The 18,423-nt window shown below is 68.5% G+C and carries 15 protein-coding genes; 10 read left to right on the plus strand and 5 right to left on the minus strand.

Annotated elements, in window-relative coordinates; genetic code table 11:
- Positions 1-12 precede the first annotated feature (12 nt).
- Positions 13-513 carry a hypothetical protein gene (locus BLU09_RS30030; protein WP_090493518.1) on the plus strand — a complete coding sequence of 167 codons (501 nt, stop codon included), beginning with the start codon at positions 13-15 and terminating at the stop codon, positions 511-513.
- 110 nt (positions 514-623) lie between these two features.
- Here BLU09_RS30030 and BLU09_RS30035 read toward each other — a convergent pair whose 3' ends face one another.
- Positions 624-890, minus strand: a complete 267-nt coding sequence (locus tag BLU09_RS30035; protein ID WP_244172136.1) for a hypothetical protein — start codon at positions 888-890, stop codon at positions 624-626.
- An 87-nt stretch (positions 891-977) separates the two neighbouring features.
- Here BLU09_RS30035 and BLU09_RS30040 point away from each other — a divergent pair, with 87 nt between their 5' ends.
- The 5 genes from BLU09_RS30040 to BLU09_RS30060 all read left to right on the plus strand — a co-directional run bounded on the left by BLU09_RS30040 (position 978) and on the right by BLU09_RS30060 (position 7,847).
- The gene (locus BLU09_RS30040) at positions 978-2,138 is read left to right on the plus strand and encodes an MBL fold metallo-hydrolase (protein WP_090493520.1); all 1,161 of its coding nucleotides are present in this window, start codon (positions 978-980) and stop codon (positions 2,136-2,138) included.
- A 132-nt stretch (positions 2,139-2,270) separates the two neighbouring features.
- Positions 2,271-2,831 (plus strand): hypothetical protein, encoded by a 561-nt coding sequence (locus BLU09_RS30045; RefSeq protein WP_090493523.1) that lies wholly within the window; start codon positions 2,271-2,273, stop codon positions 2,829-2,831.
- Positions 2,832-2,879: 48 nt separating this feature from the next.
- Complete coding sequence (locus BLU09_RS30050; RefSeq protein WP_090493525.1) at positions 2,880-4,790, plus strand: gliding motility protein; 1,911 nt, start codon at positions 2,880-2,882, stop codon at positions 4,788-4,790.
- Entirely contained in the window at positions 4,787-6,385 is a 1,599-nt protein-coding gene (locus tag BLU09_RS30055) for a hypothetical protein (RefSeq protein WP_090493527.1), read from the plus strand. Before BLU09_RS30050 ends, BLU09_RS30055 begins: the two co-directional genes overlap by 4 nt.
- A gap of 178 nt (positions 6,386-6,563) precedes the next feature.
- Complete coding sequence (locus BLU09_RS30060; RefSeq protein WP_090493529.1) at positions 6,564-7,847, plus strand: reverse transcriptase family protein; 1,284 nt, start codon at positions 6,564-6,566, stop codon at positions 7,845-7,847.
- A gap of 8 nt (positions 7,848-7,855) precedes the next feature.
- Here BLU09_RS30060 and BLU09_RS30065 read toward each other — a convergent pair whose 3' ends face one another.
- On the minus strand, positions 7,856-8,275 hold the full coding sequence (locus BLU09_RS30065) for a GFA family protein (protein WP_011556204.1): 420 nt from the start codon (positions 8,273-8,275) through the stop codon (positions 7,856-7,858).
- 369 nt (positions 8,276-8,644) lie between these two features.
- Between BLU09_RS30065 and BLU09_RS30070 the strand changes: the two genes are divergently transcribed.
- The gene (locus tag BLU09_RS30070; protein ID WP_090493531.1) at positions 8,645-9,979 is read left to right on the plus strand and encodes a KamA family radical SAM protein; all 1,335 of its coding nucleotides are present in this window, start codon (positions 8,645-8,647) and stop codon (positions 9,977-9,979) included.
- Between the two features lie 549 nt (positions 9,980-10,528).
- On the opposite strand, the gene BLU09_RS30080 is transcribed toward BLU09_RS30070, so the two are convergent.
- On the minus strand, positions 10,529-11,026 hold the full coding sequence (locus BLU09_RS30080; RefSeq protein ID WP_090493535.1) for a hypothetical protein: 498 nt from the start codon (positions 11,024-11,026) through the stop codon (positions 10,529-10,531).
- Between the two features lie 1,183 nt (positions 11,027-12,209).
- Between BLU09_RS30080 and BLU09_RS30095 the strand changes: the two genes are divergently transcribed.
- Positions 12,210-12,512, plus strand: coding sequence for an Mpo1-like protein (locus BLU09_RS30095; protein ID WP_090493539.1), 303 nt, complete (start codon positions 12,210-12,212; stop codon positions 12,510-12,512).
- Between the two features lie 16 nt (positions 12,513-12,528).
- On the opposite strand, the gene BLU09_RS30100 is transcribed toward BLU09_RS30095, so the two are convergent.
- Positions 12,529-13,764, minus strand: a complete 1,236-nt coding sequence (locus BLU09_RS30100) for an FAD-dependent oxidoreductase (protein ID WP_090493541.1) — start codon at positions 13,762-13,764, stop codon at positions 12,529-12,531.
- A 540-nt stretch (positions 13,765-14,304) separates the two neighbouring features.
- Here BLU09_RS30100 and BLU09_RS30105 point away from each other — a divergent pair.
- The gene (locus BLU09_RS30105; RefSeq protein ID WP_090493543.1) at positions 14,305-16,164 is read left to right on the plus strand and encodes a bifunctional metallophosphatase/5'-nucleotidase; all 1,860 of its coding nucleotides are present in this window, start codon (positions 14,305-14,307) and stop codon (positions 16,162-16,164) included.
- A 67-nt stretch (positions 16,165-16,231) separates the two neighbouring features.
- Here the strand turns inward: BLU09_RS30105 and BLU09_RS30110 are convergent, their stop codons facing one another.
- Positions 16,232-16,483, minus strand: a complete 252-nt coding sequence (locus tag BLU09_RS30110; protein WP_090493545.1) for a hypothetical protein — start codon at positions 16,481-16,483, stop codon at positions 16,232-16,234.
- A gap of 251 nt (positions 16,484-16,734) precedes the next feature.
- On the opposite strand from BLU09_RS30110, the gene BLU09_RS30115 reads away from it, so the two are divergent.
- Complete coding sequence (locus tag BLU09_RS30115; RefSeq protein ID WP_261771394.1) at positions 16,735-18,345, plus strand: ICP22 family protein; 1,611 nt, start codon at positions 16,735-16,737, stop codon at positions 18,343-18,345.
- Positions 18,346-18,423: the final 78 nt, after the last annotated feature.

The following is an 18,423-nucleotide window of genomic DNA, read 5'->3' on the forward strand; positions in this document are numbered from 1 at the left end:
AGGTCACACGTCATGGAAATCTACAGTTCCTCGCAGAACAAGCAGAAGACGCTGAAGCCGCGCGAGGTCTACTACTCGCGCACGAAGCTCATCATCGGTGCAGTCATCTGGACGGTGGCCTCGGGCCTCTGTGGCATCCTCACCTTCCGGCTGGCGAACAGTCCCGGCGTGATGGCGCTCTGCGGGGCGGTCAACCTCTGCATGGTCTGGATGCTCTACAACTGCATCAGGCCGCTGGGCAACCTGGACAAGCCCGCGCTGATTATCGGTCGGGACGGCATCCGCTTCGAGGATGGCCTGCTGATTGAATGGGCCGACATGACCGAGAATATGTATTACAGCCAGTCCTACATGGGCATCCCCACGCTCAAGATGATTCAAATCAAGACCACGCTGGACAAGCCCAAGACGAAGAAGATGCGGGTGGCGGCGCTCGACATCGACAGCGACGAATACCTGGAGCTCTGCGATACCTACAGCAAGCGCGCGGCGCTGGCCCCCGCACGGGCGTAGCCAGAAACCTGGCACCGCGCCGGCATGAAGGCTGGCACGGCGCCACGTCGGGAACGCCCCTGGGGAGAGACCGGGGGCGTCCGGCCAGCGGTAGCGGGGTGATGCCCCCCTCAATCCGTGAAGCGCTCGACGAGCAACGCCAGCCGCTGACGCAACACCCGCGTCGTGGGCAGGTCGGACTGGAGCCCGTCGACGGCCAGCATGAACACCTCGGCGAGCGGCCGCGACTCCAGAACGGCCTGCGTGTACTTGAGCCAGCGTCGGCGGTGTTTCGCCTCCACCTCCGGCAACAGCCGCTCGCAGGCGGTGTAGAACTCGGAGGCCATGCGCGCCCCGGCCATCAACTCCCACGGCTCCAGGAGGATGATTTCGTACACCTGGAGCAGTTTGTCGCCCGCGGCGCCCGGCCGCGAAGATGTCCTCCTTGTTCTTGAACTTCATCACGACGAGCGCGGGTGGACGGCATGACGTGGCGCAGGAGGCTGGCGTATGCGGCAATGGGAACGGCGGCGCTGCTGGCCCTGCTGCTGACAGTGGTCGCCATCCAGGCCTGGCCGGCGCTGGGTCAGGCCGCGGACGGCGCGCGGCGGGCACGCATGGAGCGCTCGCCCCAGTGGCAGGACGGGCACTTCGACAACCCGCAGCCCCTGCGCAACGACACCTGGGGCTCCATCGCGAGCATGTTCAGCGCCAGCCCCGACGTGAGCCCTGCCCAGGGAGCGCTGCCCTCGGTGACGCTGGACGGGAGCGCGTTCGGAGCACCACCCGCCACGGGCCTTCGCGTCACATGGTTCGGGCACTCGACGTCGCTCGTGGAGCTGGACGGCCAGCGGATTCTCGTCGACCCGGTATGGAGTGAGCGCGCGTCGCCCCTGAGCTGGATAGGACCGCGCCGCTGGTACGCCCCACCCCTGGCGCTGACGGAGCTACCCGCCGTCGACGCGGTCGCCATCTCCCATGACCACTACGACCACCTGGACCATCGCACGCTGTTGGCGATGAAGGACTGGGACACCTCCTTCATCGTGCCGCTCGGCGTCGGCGCACACCTGGTGGGCTGGGGTATCCCCGAGTCGCGCATCATCGAGCTCGACTGGTGGGAGCGTGCGCGCGTGGGAGCGCTGGAGGTCGTCTGCACCCCCGCCCGGCATGCCTCGGGCCGAACGGGCATCGACAAGGACGCGACGCTGTGGGCGGGCTTCGCGTTCCTGGGCCCCAAGCACCGCGTGTACTACTCGGGCGACACGGGCCTGTTCCCCGCCATGAAGGACATTGGCGAGCGGCTGGGGCCCTTCGACCTGACGATGATTGAGGTGGGCCAGTACCACAGCGCGTGGCCCGACTGGCACATCGGCCCCGAGCAGGCCGTCACCGCGCACCAGTGGGTTCGGGGGCGCGTGTTGCTGCCGGTACATTGGGGCCTGTTCACCCTCGCGCTCCACGGTTGGACGGAGCCCATTGAACGCGTGCTCGCGGCGGGCGAGGCCACGGGTGTGAGCGTCATCGTCCCGAAGCCGGGTGAGCGTGTCGAACCCGGTGCGCCGTCCTCCCTCGAACGCTGGTGGCCCTCGCTGCCGTGGAACACGGCGGCGCAGGACCCCATCGTCTCCACGCAGTTGGACTGATGTCCCTGGCCCGAACTGCCTGAGCGCCGCCGCCCGCCCGCCTGTCCTCCAGGGTGACGCCTGCCCGCCCTCCCGGTCCAGGTGCCCTTCCCCGCGCCAGGAAGCACCTTGAGCGCGGGAGGCAGAGAGCGGATGAACAGACGACTCGCTTCGTTTTTCCGAAGAGACCCGGCAGAAGTCCAGGGCGCGTATTACCTGCTCAAGGGCCTGTTGCCCTGGCTCCAGTCGAAGCGGGTCACCCGGCTCACCGGGCCCATCCGCGAAGGCTGGCTGATGATGACGGTGGGCGGACTCGCCGGCACGGTGGGCGCGACGCTCCTGTCCGCGCACCGCCATGGCCGCGTCACACCGGAGCTCAGGAAGCTGGGCATCTGGAGCGCGCTCACGCTCCTGGTGGTCGACGTCTCCACGTACGCCACGAACCGGAAGCGGCGCTCCGCCGTCTTCCTGGCCGACGCCGCCGTTCAGGCCGCGCTGCTCGCGGCGCAGTGGCGCGCGCACAGCCGCATGCCGGTGGTCATCGACGCACGCGCCTCCAGCCTTCGCGACCCGTCGCGGTACGGCGCGGGCGAGCACGGACGGTGGAACATCCTCCCTGGCGAGTCACGCGACGCGGCGGGCAATCGCGACATCGTCGCCGAAGGCTCCATGTCTTCGTTTCCCGCCAGCGACCCGCCTTCCTACATGGGTTGACCGCTTCGCCGCTGGGTCTCCCGGAGCGGCCGGTGTAAACCGGAGAGCGTGAACGAAAGCTGGGAGCGGCGCTTCCGCCGAGAGGTCAAAGAGATGGACGCCGCCCTGCGTGGCGTCCTGTCCCGGACACAGTCTGACGAAGAACTCCGTGCCGCCCTCGAGGAACTGGCACGCCGCCCCGCCTTCCGGTCCTTCACCTGGCTGTGGGGGCCCGCCCTCCACGCCAGGGACCGCGTCCGCTTCCGCCCCCTCATGCTGTCCTGCTTCTCGCCCGGCAGCGTCACCGCCGACGGGAAGTGGGGGAACCCCTGGCTCGGGGAGAATGCCTCCGCGCTGGAGGTCTGGCTCTTCGACGCGGACCGCGCCGACGACGTGGAGATGTTCCGCCGCCTCCTGGACTGGAAGCTCGCGGGCCTGCGCGCCCCCCGGCAGACGGAGTTCTGGCGGACCGAGGTGGTGCGGCGTGTCCAGAAAGCGCCCACGCGCGCGGCGCGGCACACCGAGCTCGCCAAGATGGACATCGGCTGGGGCCGGCTGGACGAGCCCACCGCCCTGGCCCTGGACGCGCTGGACGCGGAGGCCGCCCGGCCCTTCATCCTGGAGCATCTGCCATGGAGAGGGCACCGCGAGCGCCAGCCCATGTGGAACACGCTGCGCGAGCGGGCCCAGGCGCGGGGGGACGCGGCCCTGGCCTCCGCGCTCTACCGGCGATGCGTGGATGAGCCCACCTGGTGCCGTGATGCCCTGGCGCTCGCACGCACCGTCCAGTCCCCGGCCGAGCTGGTCGCCGCGCTGAAGGCGCACCACCCGGAGATGCCCATGCCCGGCGCGGCGCAGCTCTTCGTGGAGCTGGCGGAGGCGCGCGGACGTGACGTGGTGCCCTACCTCCTCGGCCACCTGCAAGCGGTGGCACCTCGCTGGGGCGCGCTGGGACGAAAGGACGCGAAGGGCTTCCCGGAGCTGCTGGCGCTCGCGCGGGCGCGGGACTGGGATGATGTCTGGGGCGCGCTCCTGCGCACCTCGGCCATGGCGGAGACGTATGACGCGGAGGTGCTGCGGCTGGTGCAGGACGACGCATCGCTCCCGGCCCGGACTCGGCGCCGGCTGCTCCAACTGGCGGGCGCGGGCGGCGAATGGAATCTCCCCGGCCTGGGCCTGGCCCGGGTGCAGCCGCTGACGGACGCCACCGCCACCGCCCTGTACGCGCGCTTTCCGGAGCTGGTACGCGGCCCCTTCCGCATGCACGTCGCTTTGAGCTGGCACGCCGCGTACCCCAAGCTGGTGATGCGCGCGCTGGAAGCGAACGACGAGGACCTGCTGGACTACCTCGCCAGCCGCGCCGCCATGCACCTCCCGGCGACGGGGAGCGCGAAGGAGTGGGAGAAGGTGCTCAACGCGATGGCCGCGCACTACGAGGCCCTGCCGAAGGAGGGCGGCGTCTTCGCCCGCCGCGCCGCCAACGCGCTGGGCGCCCTGCCCGCCTACTCCATGTGGACCTTCGACGCGCTGATGGAGAAGAACCGGCTGGCGCGGCTGTTCTTCCTCCGCTCGGATGACTTCTACCTGGCCGAGCCCCGCGCCGTGCGCGACCTGCTGGAGGCGCCGCAGATTCACGTCCAGGCGCTGGCCTTCCGGCTGCTCGGCCGCGACTCCGCGAACGCCCGCGAGGTGGCCGCACAGAACCTGGACCTGCTCCAGGCCACCCTGCTGAGACCCCTGCACCGGCGCACGCGTCACGCCGCCTTCGACGCGCTGGCCAACGCCGCCGCCCACGGTGTGGAGGCCGCCCGCGTGCTGGTGCCGCGCGTGCGTGACGCCTTCGCGCTGCCGGACTCGCGCTATCCCAAGGAGTCGCTGATGGCGCTGCTGGCCCGCATGCTGGCGCGCTGGCCCGAGCTGCGAGACGCCACCGAAGTCCCCCACGTCTTCGGCCTGCCCGCGAAAGGAGACGGCGCGTGACGGCCTCCAGCTTCCTCTACGCCACGCCCTCCGTGTTCGAGTCCACCCGGGAGCGCGCGCAGCTCAGCCTGTCCGCGGACGCGCACCGCCCCGTGCGTTTCCACGCGCGCGTGGCCCGGGACGTCCTGTCTCTCCGGATGGCGCTCCAGGCGCTCGGCGGGCTCATCTGGCAATCGGACGCGTGGAACGAGACGTGGGGCGGCGGGCTGCTGGACCCGCTCATCACCGTGCACCCCGACCGCGTCTTCTTCGAGGCCTTCAGCCAGGACCAGAGCGCCTACGGGCTCGTCACCGTGGACCGCGGCCTCTTCGAGCCCGAGGGCGAGGTGCGCTGCGGCACCACCAACGTGGACTTCACCGCCTGGCTGTGGGCGGCGCTGGCCGAGATGCGCTCCACCCGGGAGACACACCTCCGCATCGGCCCGGAGGGACTCGACGTGCGCACCACCGGCGCGGGCGGTCGCTTCGAGCAGAAGGTGGACGTCCCGGAGCCCTGGGTGCGGGGCCTGCTCCAACTCCAGGGCGGCATGGCGATGCCCGGCACCCGCCTGACCGCGCGGCCGGTGGACCTGCTCGCCGCGGTGCGCTTCCTCAGCCACACCAAGGCCAAGGTGTCACCGCGCGCGCTGCGTTACGAACTCCACCCGGGCGAGGACGCGCGGCTGATGCTGGAGCCTTGGGAGCACCCCGTGCCCTTGAAGGGCGCGGCCCACGGGTACACGGCGCCTCGCATCATCCGGGCCTGGGGCCGCCGGCGGCTGCGGCTGCTGGAGCCGCTGCTGCCCTACGCGGAGCGGGTGGACATCTACCTGAAGGGCCGCGCGCTGCCGCACTTCTACGTCGCGCACCTGCCCGGCGGCGTGCGCTTCCTGCTGGGCCTGTCCGGGTGGACGGCGAATCATTGGACGAACACCGCGGGCATGGACCTGCTGCTGGAGCCGGCGCGTGACAGCGCGCTGGCGGAGCGGGTGCTCGGCGTGCTGCGCGAGCGCGTTCATGCCTCGACCGAGGATGTGGCCACCGCCCTGGGCGTGGACACGGCGCGGGCCGCGGGCGCCCTGGCGGCGCAATGCGCGGCCGGGCGCGCCATCTTCGACGTGGAGGCGCGGCGCTGGCGCCACCGCGAGCTGTTCGCCACGCCGGTGGACCTGGGCCGTCTGTACCCGCCTGACGCCCGCCGTGAGGAAGCAGAGCGCCTGGAGGCCGCGGGCGAGGTGGAGGTGACCTCCGCGGCGCCGCGAGAGAAGCGCAGCATACGCACGCTGTCCACGCCGGAGGGGCCCGTTACGCGCGAGGTGGTTCACCGGGACTGGGTGGTCCATGGCCGCGCGGGCCCGCAGTCGGGCGTCGAGCTGGTGATGAACGACGAGGACCGTCTCCTCTTCGGCCGGTGCGGCTGCGAGTACTTCAGCGAGCACCTGCTGAACCAGGGCCCCTGCGCACACCTGCTCGCGCTCAGCCGCCTGGCGCGAGCGCAGCGCCGCGAACTCCGCAGCTCCGAGCCCGCCTCCGCGGACGCACTCGCGGCCCGGGCGGCGGAGGCGGACGCGCGGCGGCGGCCCACGGAGACGCTTGACCCGGGAGACGACGAATGACGATAACGGCAGGTGCTCTCGGGAGAGGCCAGGGCTCGCAGATGAGCCATGAGTACCGCGGTGTTTCGCCGCGGGGGTGTTCTGTCCCCATCTCTTCGCCAGGGTCCCAGCGTACGCAACGCAGGGAGCCCCGGGTCCAACGCCTCGCAGGTCGTCCCCTGGCCTCTTCCGGAGCACCATGAGCTGGTTCGACACCACCCTCTCCTGGCTCAAGGGGTTGTTCAGCCGTCCCGTCACGCGAAGCACCACCGGGCTGGACGTGCCGCTGGATGCCCACGGCCGTCCCCAGGACGTCGTGACGGAGACGGTCTCCACGTCGGGCCCCCTGAAGCCCGGGCACCTGCGACAGATCCGCCGGGATGCACGGCTGCTCCCCAAGGGCGTCCGCCGCTACACCCCGGGCCGGAAGAAGTGGATGGAGGCCGCCGAGGCCCGGCGGCTGTTCTCCGCCACGCTGCGCACGCGGAACCGGAACCTGAGGGACTTGCTGCCCGATGAGGCCCAGCTGGCGCGCTACGGCCTGCCGGTCTGGCGCACGGAGGAGGACGTGGCAGCGGCCCTGGGCGTCTCGGTGGGCGTGCTCCGCCACTACAGCATCCACCGTCCACGCGAGCGGGTGCGACACTATGTGACCTTCGCCGTGCCCAAGCGCTCCGGCGGCGTCCGGCTGCTGCATGCGCCCAAGCGGCGCCTGAAGGCCCTGCAACGCCGGATGCTGGCGCTCCTGGTGTCGAAGCTCCCCGTGAGTCCACAGGCCCATGGCTTCGTGCCCGGCCGCTCCATCAAGACGGGCGCCGCGCCGCACGTGGGCCGGCGGGTGGTCCTGAAGCTGGACCTGAAGGACTTCTTCCCCTCCGTCACCTTCGCGCGGGTGCGAGGGCTGCTCATCGCCCTGGGCTATGGCTATCCCGTGGCGGCCACGCTCGCGGTGCTGATGACGGAGTCCGAGCGCCAGCCCGTGGAGCTGGAGGGCACCCTCTTCCACGTTCCAGTGGGCCCGCGCGTCTGCGTGCAGGGCGCCCCCACGAGCCCCGCCCTGTGCAACGCGGTGCTGCTGCGACTGGACCGGCGGCTGGCGGGACTGGCGCGTCGGTACGGCTACACGTACACGCGCTACGCGGATGACCTCACCTTCTCCGGCGACGACGTCACGGCGCTGGAGCGAGTCCGCGCGCTGGCCGCGCGGTACGTGCAGGAGGAAGGCTTCGAGGTCAACCGCGAGAAGACCCGCGTGCAACGCCGGGGCGGCGCCCAGCGCGTCACTGGCGTCACCGTGAATACGACGCTGGGCTTGTCACGCGAGGAGCGGCGGCGGCTCCGGGCGATGCTGCACCAGGAGGGGCGGTCGGAGGACGGCGAGGCACACCGCGCGCGCCTCGACGGCCTCCTGGCCTACGTGAAGATGCTCAACCCGGAGCAGGCGGAGCGGCTCGCGCGCCGGCGCAAGCCGCGCGGGACGTGAGCGAGGGCTCAGCTCCGGATGGGCCAGGGCCTGTCGCGCGTCCCGGCCTCCCAGTTGTCATGGCGGCCGTCCCAGTACACGACCTTCAGCTCACCGGGGTCGACGTCGTCCAGGCACTGGATATTGACGGACCGGAACTCTCCACCGAGCTCCTCGACGAACCCGGCGGAGAAGCAATGGATGCCGCAGTGCTTGCAGAACGAGCGGAAGTTCGGGCTCGAGCCCTTCCGGAACTCACCCAGGTGCTCCGCGCCCGCGGTGACGCGGAAGGCGCTCGGCTTCGGGTAGGCCTGCGTGCCGCCGACCTTGGTGCAGATGCTGCAATTGCAGCGGCTCACGGGCTCCGACAGATCCATCTCGGCCTCGAAACGCACCGCTCCGCAAAGACATCCTCCGGTGTACTGCTTCAGCTTGCTGTCCTTCGACATGACGGAATCTCCTCGAACGAGCGAAACGACGCCCATGACTTAGGCAGCCCGCATGACAGGGGTATGTCAGGTATCTTCCGGCCCGCTGCGGCGGCAGGGACTCCCCGGCCCGGAACCAGGAGACAGCAGAATCCCCGACCTTCGACACCTTGCGTCATGCCACTTCAGACGCAAAGTCACTGGAAATTGCAACGCAAGGTGGAATCTAGCCTGCCCGCTCGCCCCTGAGAGATGACACTTCGCCCCTCGGCGTGGTAACCGGACTCTCCCTCGTTGGTGGTCAAACGGTGTGCGCTCACGCCCGGCCACCAGCCAGAGTGGCCGCTGTGGACCTCGTGGCCGCCCTGACTACCGCAGGAGAAACGAGACATGAGCGTTATGTCAAACGCAGCACTGGCTCTGTCCACGGGTCGCCGGTACCGTGCCTACACCACGCGACACCTGGACGAGCTGACGACTCGGGCCGGGCTCTCAGCGGATGAACGGCTGGCGGTGCAAGCGGTGGCGCACGTGCTGCCCTTCCGGACCAACAGCTACGTCGTGGACGAGCTGATTGACTGGGCCGCCGCGCCCGCCGACCCCATCTACCGGCTCGTCTTCCCGCAGGCGGACATGCTGCCCACGGACGACGTGGCTCGCATGGCGGACCTGCTGAGCTCCGGTGCATCCCCCCTGGAGCTGAACGCCGCCGCCAACGAGATTCGCGCGCGGCTCAATCCGCACCCCGCCGGGCAGATGCAGCTCAACGTTCCCAAGCAGGCCAACGAAGAGCCCGTCCCGGGCCTCCAGCACAAGTACAAGGAGACGGTGCTCATCTTCCCCAAGCAGGGACAGACGTGCCACGCCTACTGCACGTACTGCTTCCGCTGGGCGCAGTTCGTCGGGGACGCGGACCTGAAGTTCGCCTCGCGGGAAATCGAGCCGCTGGTGAACTACATCCGCGCGCACCCCGAGGTCACCAACGTGCTGTTCACCGGTGGCGACCCGATGATCATGACCGAGGCCGTGCTGGCCAAGTATATCGAGCCGCTGCTCGACATCGAGCACCTGGAGGCCATCCGCATCGGCACCAAGGCGCTGGCCTACTGGCCGCAGCGCTTCGTCACGGATTCGGACGCGGACGACATCCTGCGCCTGTTCGAGAAGGTGGTCGCCTCCGGCAAGAGCCTGGCCTTCATGGCGCATTTCTCTCATCCCAACGAGATGGTCCCCGAGATTGTCCAGGAGGCGGTGCGCCGCATCCGGAGCACCGGCGCGGTCATCCGCACCCAGGCGCCGCTCATCCGCACCATCAACGACACGCCGGGCACCTGGGAGAGCATGTGGCGCACGCACCTGCGCCACGGCATGGTGCCGTATTACATGTTCGTCGAGCGGGATACGGGTCCGCAGGACTACTTCGCGGTACCGCTCGCCGAGGCCTACGACATCTTCCGCAACGCCTACCAGAGCGTGTCCGGACTGGCGCGCACGGTGCGCGGCCCGTCGATGTCCGCCACGCCCGGCAAGGTGTGCGTGGACGGTGTGGCGGAGATTGCCGGCGAGAAGGTCTTCGTCCTCCACTTCATCCAGGCGCGCGACCCGGAGCTCGTTGGCCGGCCCTTCTTCGCGAAGTACGACGAGAAGGCCTCCTGGCTGTTCGACCTCAAGCCCGCGATGGGCGCCACCCACTTCCCGTGGGACGAGCCGTCCGCGCAGTCGTAGCCGCCACGCGGCGGGAGGCCCCAGTGGCTGGCCTCCCGCCCCGGGCGCATGCCCTTGGAAGCGAACGCGGAGGGTCCACGTCAGCGTCAGACGCTTGGAATCCAGAGGCATCCACCAGCGTCCGCGGGTTGGGAACCTGCGGCCGGGCGGTGCGTAGACCCAGCCGCGTCGCGCCCTCACCTCGCATCCGCTCTGGAAACCCCAGATTCGACTCCCGTCAGGGTCCTCGACGTCCCGCCATGTTCCAGCGCGTTCCGCAGGGTCATGCGACGTACGTGCAACATGGCGGGGGTCAGGCGGAGACGGTCTTCAACCCACGTGGAGATGGGGGCAACATCCATGCGGGTTTCGTCGTCCAGCACGGTCGGCCAGCCTTCGGGGAGATCGTCGGACAGCTCGCGCTCGCGCACGAGCACATCGCGCACAAGACATTAGCGACGCGCTTCAGGATGGCATCCCGCGAATTCCGTACTGCGGATTCCCAACCCTGAGCTGTCCGAATTGACGGAGGCAACTCCAGCTCCCCCCTCGGCGGACCCGCGCCCCGTATCACTGCTTGGTAGCCAGGATGGGACAGTCTGGGCCGCAGGGCTCCCTCTCCCAGACGAGGATGAGGCCACCGTCGTCGCAGCCTTTGCACCCCTCTCCGTCGCACTCCGGGCAGTCCAGCGCGTCGAAGTTGTGCTTCTCTTGCAGGTGTTCCATGGCCGCGAGCGCCCCTGGCTTCGCCGGGTCAGCTTTATCAAGAGAGAATATCGCGGTGACATGTTCCTGCTCGTCCTTCGCATCGCTGTCGCTCCCCTGGGCGCGTGACGAGAGGAACTTGCGGAGGCCTATCCTGACGCCCTCCAGGACGAAGAGCACTCCGACTAGAACGAGTAGGAAAAGCCCCTCGTTCTGCACCAGGAAATCCAGGTCGATTCCGAGGAACGTGTTCGTCCATACGGCTTGCACGATGAGCACGGCGAAAAACGCCACGAACATAGGGCCCCGTAGCGAGAGAGCATTGATTGCCCACCGGGAGATTTTTTCCGAAGTCATCTTCATGCCGCGTTGTCCTAGAGCGTGACTTTTTCGTCACCGAAAACCTGCGCTGGCGCGCCAGGGGCTTAGCACACGGCCCAGGGGCTCGCTCCCATCCTGAACACGCGGCGCGCCGCACCTGGACTTGCCCCCGTCAAATCAGACGGCCCCAAGGTGTTGAGCGTGAAGACCATCAACAACGTCCTCACGGTGCGAAGCAAGATGCGGCACGTCGCCGCGGAGCAAGAGGTGATTCCGCAGGCTCCGCACGTGCAGCGCTTCAGAACCTCCCCAAGCCGTCGTTCGACTTCCTCACGTTCGAGGAGGCCGAGCGGCTTGTCTCCAGGGCCGATCCGGAGTGGAGGCCGGTGCTGCTGGTCGCCATCAAGACGGTCCTGCGTCAGGGGGGCGCTTGCGGGCGCCAGTAGCCTGACGTGGACTTGAAGCGCGGTCTTCTCCACGTCCGTCGCACCACCATCTCGCGTGGAGTGACGGACCTCCCCAAGGGCGGACGCGAGTGAACGTTGGAGCTGCCCTCCTCTGCGGTGGACGCTCTGGAGGAGCATCGACTCCTTCGTGGGCGCTACGTGTACTGCCAGGAGAATGGGAAGCCGCTCACGCCGGGCAAGATGGACCTGCCCTCGTGCGCTCACTCCGCCGAGTTGGCATCACGCGAGAGGAAGGCATCATCGGCTGGCATGACCTGCGCCACACCTACGGGAGCCATCTCGCGATGAAGGGCGTTCCCTGAAGGCCATCAAAGAGCTGATGGGGCGCGCCACCATCGACATGACGGAGCGGTATGCCCACCTCAGTCCCGACACGCGTCGTCACGCGGTGCGAGTGCTGGACCTCTCGCTTGCGCCCGCGTGCGACACAGGCAGAGGACGTGGCCAACCATGCGTCATGACTGAGTTGAAAAAGTGGTCCTGGCAGGCGTCGAACCCGCAGCGACGTGGGCTCAATATCCGACGGCAGCCGGGCGACGGCTGCGACGTTGTCGGACATTGCCGTCACAATCTGCTCGAAGCGGATGGGAACCTGGGCCCGGTTCGCGGCCTCGATGAGCGCCCTCCGCTCGGCGTCAGTCGAAGCGGTCATGCAAAGCTTGTGACTTCCAGCATCACACGCCCGTGGCGCCTCCCTGGCCAGGCGAGCACGCACCCGACACCTTCCACCTGAGGCGCAAGATGCATACCGTGGCGTCATGCTCGGCGACCGTTCCTGGGAGGAGTGGATTTCGGAGTACTCGAAAAGCCACACCCATGCTGTCAACCGTCTGTGTCATACGGTAGGCATTCCGATGATTGCGGCCTCGGTCCCCCTGGCCGCCGCATCCCCGTTCGTCCCTCGCCTCTGGAAGGTGCCCGCCGCCCTCTTCGTCGCCGGGTGGAGCTTCCAGTTCGTGGGCCATGCCTTCGAGCGCAAGCCCCCTGAGTTCCTCAAGGACTGGCGCTTCCTCTTCGTGGGCCTGCGGTGGTGGGCCGCGAAGGTGGCGGGCAAGGCTTGACGCCCGCCTGAATCGCTCAAGCCCTGGGAGGCGCCGCTGGCGTGCGCACGTGTTCGGGCCGTACACCCATGCCCACCAGGCGCGCCGGAATGCGCCGCAGGAACGGGACGTGCTGGACCAGCCACAGCGGCAAGGGAAGCGCGGTGGACGCCGCCGGGCCTCGCAGCGCGGGCCCGAGCACGCGATTCTGGATGAGGACCTGAGCCCGCTGGGTGACACGCGTGGGCCACTCCCGGCGCTCCTGGACACGCCGCAGGTCCATGGGCGTCACGTGCCGGGCGAGCAGTGGCCCCGCGAGGATGTTGGCGGCGGCCACCGCGTCCTGCACCGCCAGGTTGATGCCGACCCCGCCCACCGGTGACATGGCATGCGCCGCGTCGCCAATGCAGAGCAGGCCCGCCTGGTACCAGGTGCGCAGCCGATCCACTCGCACGGTGAGCAGCTTCACGTCGTCCCACGTCGCCAGTTCGTGGGTCCGGTCCGCCAGAAAGGGCGCCATCCGGGCGAAGTCCTCGCGGAAGGCCGCCAGCCCGGCCTCGCGCAAGGCGTCGAAGCTGCCCTTCGCGATGACACGCCCGCACTGCCACGAGTCGCCCCGGTTGATGAGGACGAAAATCTGTCCCTTCTCGAAGCGGCCCATGGGGTCCTCGGGGTCTTCGGGCTTGCGCGAGACACGGAACCAGAGGACGTCCATGGGCGCGCCCAGGACCTCCACCTCCAGGCCGGCGCGCTGACGCATGACGGAGGTCCGGCCATCCGCCGCCACCACCAGCGACGCACGAACCTCCAATGAGCCCTCCGGCGTCCGGGCCTGGACGCCGACGACACACCCCTTCTCACGCAACACATCCGTCACTTCAGCACACCGGCGCAGGTGGAAGCCCGGGTACTCGGCGGCCTTCCGCGCGAGGAAGTCGAGCAGGTCCCACTGCGGCATGAACGCGATGTAACGCGCGCGCGTGGGCAGGTGAGAGAAGTCTCCGACGACCACGTCATGGGCACCGCGCTGGAAGCGCAACACCGGCGCCTTTTGATGCGGCAGGGCCAGGAGCTCATCCAGCCACCCCAGCTCGTGCATCAGCTCCAGGGTGGAGGGGTGGATGGTGTCGCCGCGGAAGTCACGCAGGAAGTCCGCGTGCTTCTCCAACACCGTCACCTCCACCCCCGCCCGCGCCAGCAACAAGCCCAGCATCATCCCCGCCGGGCCTCCTCCCACGACACAACACTGCGTGGTGCGCACCTCGTCGGCCATGTCAGTCCCCCGCCATGTCAGCCTCAGGCAGCAAGAGTCTACGAACGCCCCACCCGGAACGACCAGCCCCTCCAGGACCGAACGTCTCTCCCTGACAGCAGCGCGATTCAAGGGGCGCTTCTCGGCGCCCCCAGGAACAATGTCATTTCAGGCGCGACATGACACGCCGACAAGTCGTCAGCCGGCTCCTACAGAGTGCCTGAGACAATGGCTAACAGCGTTCTATGAATCCGAATGGAATTCACGGACGTCGACCGCTGGCGCGAACCCCAGTGCGTGTCCGCGTGAGTGGGACGGCCCTCGCCTGAGGTGAGGCATGGGGTGCCCGGCTCGTGTTCGACTGCTCCAAGGACGGCCTGCGTCAATTCTCACTCCGTGAGACTCCAACTCATCGGGCATGGCATTCTGCAACGTCGCGCTCCCGAATCCCGAGAATCACAGAGACACGGGCGGGACACACCGGGAATGACAGAGCCATGAGTTAGGGTCTCACCCTGCTGGGAGATTCTTCCCGGCATTCAACTTTGTAGAGGTTTCCTGATGCGTTTTCCTGCCTGGGCGCGCGCGTTGCGCACGACTTCATTCTGCCTCGTGGGTGCCTGCTCGCTGTTGACGGCTTGCGATTCCAGCGAAGATCCAGGGCCCGGCAACGAGCCCCCGCCCGACACCACCCCTCGTACGCTGACGCTGCTGCAGACGAGCGACCTGCACACGAACATCTTCCCGTGGGACTACTTCTCCGGGAAGCCCGACGCGAAGCGCGGCGTCGCCAAGGTGGCCACGCTCGTCAAGCAGGAGCGGGAGAAGAACCCGGACTGCACGCTGCTCGTCGACACGGGCGACACCATCCAGGGCTCGCCGCTGGGCACCTACTATGCCCTGGTGGACAACACGCCCCAGCATCCCATGGCCGCCGCCATGAACGAGATGGGCTATGCCGCCATGGCCCTGGGCAACCACGAGTTCAACTTCGGCCTGGACGTCCTCAACAAGTTCAAGAACGAGGTCAACTTCCCGCTGCTCGGCGCCAACGTGCGCAACAGCGCGGACGGCTCCGAGGCCTTCACGCCCTACGTCATCAAGACGGTGTGTGACGTGAAGGTCGGCATCCTCGGCCTGGTGACGCCTGGCGTGACGACGTGGGAGCGCGCGGAGAACATCGCCGGCCTGCGCTTCGATGACCCGCTGCAGACGGCGAAGGACTACGTGCCGCGGATGAAGGAAGCCGGCGCGGACGTGGTGGTGGTGGCCATCCACAGCGGTCCCGACCGGCAGCCGACCGGCAGCGCGAGCAACCCCGAGTCCTGGCTGGCCGACTACGCGGATGATTCAAAGTGGGCGGACCGAGGCAACCTCCCTGGAGAGAACCAGGCCGTCCAGATTGCCCAGCAGGTCCCCGGCGTGGATGTCCTCCTCACGGGCCACACGCACCAGCCCATTCCGAAGATGCTGCTGCGAAACGTGGACGGTAGCGAGGTCCTCCTCACGCAGCCCAACCGCTGGGGCAGCCACCTGGCCGACGTCCAGCTCCAGGTCACCTGGGATGGCGAGCGATGGGGCGTGAACACCCATGACGCCCAACTCCACGTCGTGGACGACACGGTGGCGGCGGATGCCGCCGTCACCCAGAGCACCCAGGTCCACCACGACACGACGGTCGCCTACGTGAACCAGAAGATTGGCACCACCACCGGCGTGTTCCCGGGCGGCTTCGCCGGGCGCTACGTGGACGGCCCGCTGGGGGACCTCATCAACATCGTGCAGGAGCAGGCCGCGCTCGAAGCCGGTTTCGCCGTGGACCTGTCCCTGGGCGCCATCTTCACCAACGATGTCTCGCTGCCCGAGGGAGACGTCACCCTGCGCGACGCCTACAGCGTCTACATCTACGACAACACGCTGTACGTCATGGAAATCAACGGCTCCATCCTCCGGCGCGCGGTGGAGATGAACGCCAACTACTTCACCACCATTGACCCGGCCAACCTGCCCCCGACGCCCGCGGAGGCGAAGGCCACCTCGCCCTCCATCGCGGACTACAACTGGGACCTCTACTCGCACATCGAATACGGCTATGACTTGACGAAGCCCGCGGGTTCGCGGACCACGCACCTGCGCTTCAAGGGCAATGAAGTCACTGACGACCAGGTCTTCATCGTCGCCATCAACAACTACCGCGCGGGTGGTGGTGGCGGGTACAGCATGTTCAAGGAAGGCCGCGTGCTGTGGACGTCCGCGGATGGCGTGCGGGACTACGTCGCGCGCTACCTGCAGGAGAACCAGGGGCTGTCGCCGGACGCGGTGAACACCTGCAACTTCACGCTCGGGCCCGACCTCTACACGCCGTACTACGCGGCCACGTTCGGCCCGGCGAAGTGCCTGACCGTGGAGACCGTGGAGTAGGCACACGCTGATTTCACGCGGGGCCGGGCGCGCGCCGTTCAGGTGCGCCCGGTCTCCGGCGCGAAGCTCACTTGCGCCGGGGCGGAGCGGGTGCCGCCTGCTCGCGACAGGACCTCTCCGCGCATGCCACGCCCTCGTCGACCCGTTGCATGACCAGATAGGCGAAGGTGAATCTGGTCAGCGATGCGGCGGACATCCACAAGGAACTCCAGCCCATCCTGTGGAAACACGGCGTGAACATCGCGTGTCGCCGAAGCTGCTGAAGTCGCGCGCGCAGCCCGCTCGCGGTCGCGCGCACCTTGGTCTCCAGCTGCGCCATGTGGGGCTTTCCGGGGAAGCACGCGCCCACGCAGCGCGGAATAACCAAGAAAGCATCGGACTCTCAGAATTCTTCCACGCCATGAGGCAGACACAGTGCCTCCGTGGGGGCCGGCTCGGTCCCGCTTGCGGGAAGTGTGGTACGAGAAGCCAGTTCCCGCGAACCGGAGGATTGCTTTGACGTTGTTTCGAGTGTGTCTGACTTCGCTGCTGGTCTTCGTGGCCGCCTGCGGGGGGGATTCGGATCCCGTAGTGACTCCTGACGCCGGCCAGACGCGACCAGACGCGGGCGGCGGAACGCCGGACGCGGGCGAGGAGACGCCTGACGCCGGTGAGGAAACGCCGGACGCGGGTGAAGAAGCGCCGGACGCGGGCGAGGAAGCCCCGGACGCCGGCAGCGAGACGCCGGACGCGGGCGAGGAAATCCCGGACGCCGGCAGCGAGACGCCGGACGCGGGTGAGGAAATCCCGGACGGCGGCAGCGAGACGCCCGACGCCGGGAGTGAGACACCTGACGCGGGTGTGGAGCCCGAGGTGAGCGTCATCGACAACTGGGGCTTCGAAGAGTGGCCCGGTGCGCTTCCGGAGATGTGGCTCGGGAGCAAGTCGAACATCACGTCGGACAGCGTGCAGAAGGTGACCACGAACGCCTACGAGGGCGTGAACGCGGTCCGCCTGACCAACACCTCGGGGACGCACCGGCGCTTCACCACCGGAGCGAAGTCGATGCCCGCGGGCCGTTACGCCTGCACCTTCCAGGCGCGGGGCACCGGCGAAGTTCGAAACGCCTTCTTCGACGACGACTACTCCAGCTACTCGTCCTACACGGCCGTCGACAGCGCGACGTGGACGCAGGTGGCGTACAGCTTCAACCTCGCCAACGACGTCTTCGACACCTTCGAGCTCATCTTCAGCATCCGCAACACCAGCGGCGAGCACCTGAGCATCGATGACGTGCGCTGCACGCGGGCCGCCGAGCCGTGTGACGCGGTCAGCTGCGAGTCCTGGGAGCGCTGCGTGAATGCCACCGCGACCTGCGAGCCGCTCGCCGGCCGGTGCAACGCCGCCGAGGACTGCAGCGAGTGGCAAGCCTGCGACGAGACGAACACGTGCGTGGTCGCCGCCGGCCGCTGCACCCGCCACGCGGATTGCGCGGGGACGCCGGAGACGCCGGTCTGCGATACGGCCAGCCACCTCTGCGTCGAGGGCGACCCTTGCGCCGGCGTCGTGTGCAACCACCCGGCGACGAGCTGCAACCCCACGAGCGGCGTGTGCGAGCTGTCCGCGGGAGCCTGCTTCACCACGTACGACTGCGTGGGTGAGCTGCCGGCCTGCGACACGGCGACCGGACGCTGCGTGTCCGCCGACCACCCCGCGAACATCATCCTCAACGGTGGATTCGAAAGCTGGAGCACCACCTACATCCCCTACCACGGCAACCATCTCCTCCCGGACTACTGGTACGGGCTCGACAACGGCGTCGCCGACCCGGGCACGGAGATCAGGCCGTCGCGACTCGTGCGCTACACGACGGCGGTGCATGGCGGTTCGTCGGCGCTGCAGTTCGTGGTCCCCATCCAGGTCGCCGAGCGCTTCACGCTCGAGAAGTTCAACATCCCGAGCGGCAACTACTCCTGCTCGTACCGGGTGCGGGGCCACGGCACCCTCCGGCATCGCAGCTACTCGAGCGCCGGCTGGAGCCCGGCCACCGACTTCCTCACCGTCGACAGCGACGAGTGGCAGCCGGTGTTCTTCCGTGTCACGGGCAACGTGCGTGACTGGCGCCTGTTCTTCTATCCGAGCCGCAGCGAAGCCGACCGCGACCACCTCCAGGTCGACGACGTCGTCTGCACGAAGGACTAGCGAGCCGCGGCGAAGGACCGCGGGCCTCCAAGCCCGCGGTCCGCCTCGCCCCCGCCTGGTGCCCTCGAGAGGGCGACC

Source organism: Myxococcus virescens, from assembly GCF_900101905.1.
GTDB classification, from domain to species: Bacteria; Myxococcota; Myxococcia; order Myxococcales; family Myxococcaceae; genus Myxococcus; species Myxococcus virescens.

Coding starts and splice junctions, on each gene's coding strand:
- BLU09_RS30045 (WP_090493523.1), top strand. CDS start 2,271: ATGAACAGACGACTCGCTTCGTTTTTCCGAAGAGACCCGGCAGAAGTC.
- BLU09_RS30080 (WP_090493535.1), bottom strand. CDS start 11,026: ATGAAGATGACTTCGGAAAAAATCTCCCGGTGGGCAATCAATGCTCTC.
- BLU09_RS30110 (WP_090493545.1), bottom strand. CDS start 16,483: ATGGCGCAGCTGGAGACCAAGGTGCGCGCGACCGCGAGCGGGCTGCGC.
- BLU09_RS30105 (WP_090493543.1), top strand. CDS start 14,305: ATGCGTTTTCCTGCCTGGGCGCGCGCGTTGCGCACGACTTCATTCTGC.
- BLU09_RS30070 (WP_090493531.1), top strand. CDS start 8,645: ATGAGCGTTATGTCAAACGCAGCACTGGCTCTGTCCACGGGTCGCCGG.
- BLU09_RS30040 (WP_090493520.1), top strand. CDS start 978: ATGACGTGGCGCAGGAGGCTGGCGTATGCGGCAATGGGAACGGCGGCG.
- BLU09_RS30030 (WP_090493518.1), top strand. CDS start 13: ATGGAAATCTACAGTTCCTCGCAGAACAAGCAGAAGACGCTGAAGCCG.
- BLU09_RS30095 (WP_090493539.1), top strand. CDS start 12,210: ATGCTCGGCGACCGTTCCTGGGAGGAGTGGATTTCGGAGTACTCGAAA.
- BLU09_RS30065 (WP_011556204.1), bottom strand. CDS start 8,275: ATGTCGAAGGACAGCAAGCTGAAGCAGTACACCGGAGGATGTCTTTGC.
- BLU09_RS30100 (WP_090493541.1), bottom strand. CDS start 13,764: ATGGCCGACGAGGTGCGCACCACGCAGTGTTGTGTCGTGGGAGGAGGC.
- BLU09_RS30060 (WP_090493529.1), top strand. CDS start 6,564: ATGAGCTGGTTCGACACCACCCTCTCCTGGCTCAAGGGGTTGTTCAGC.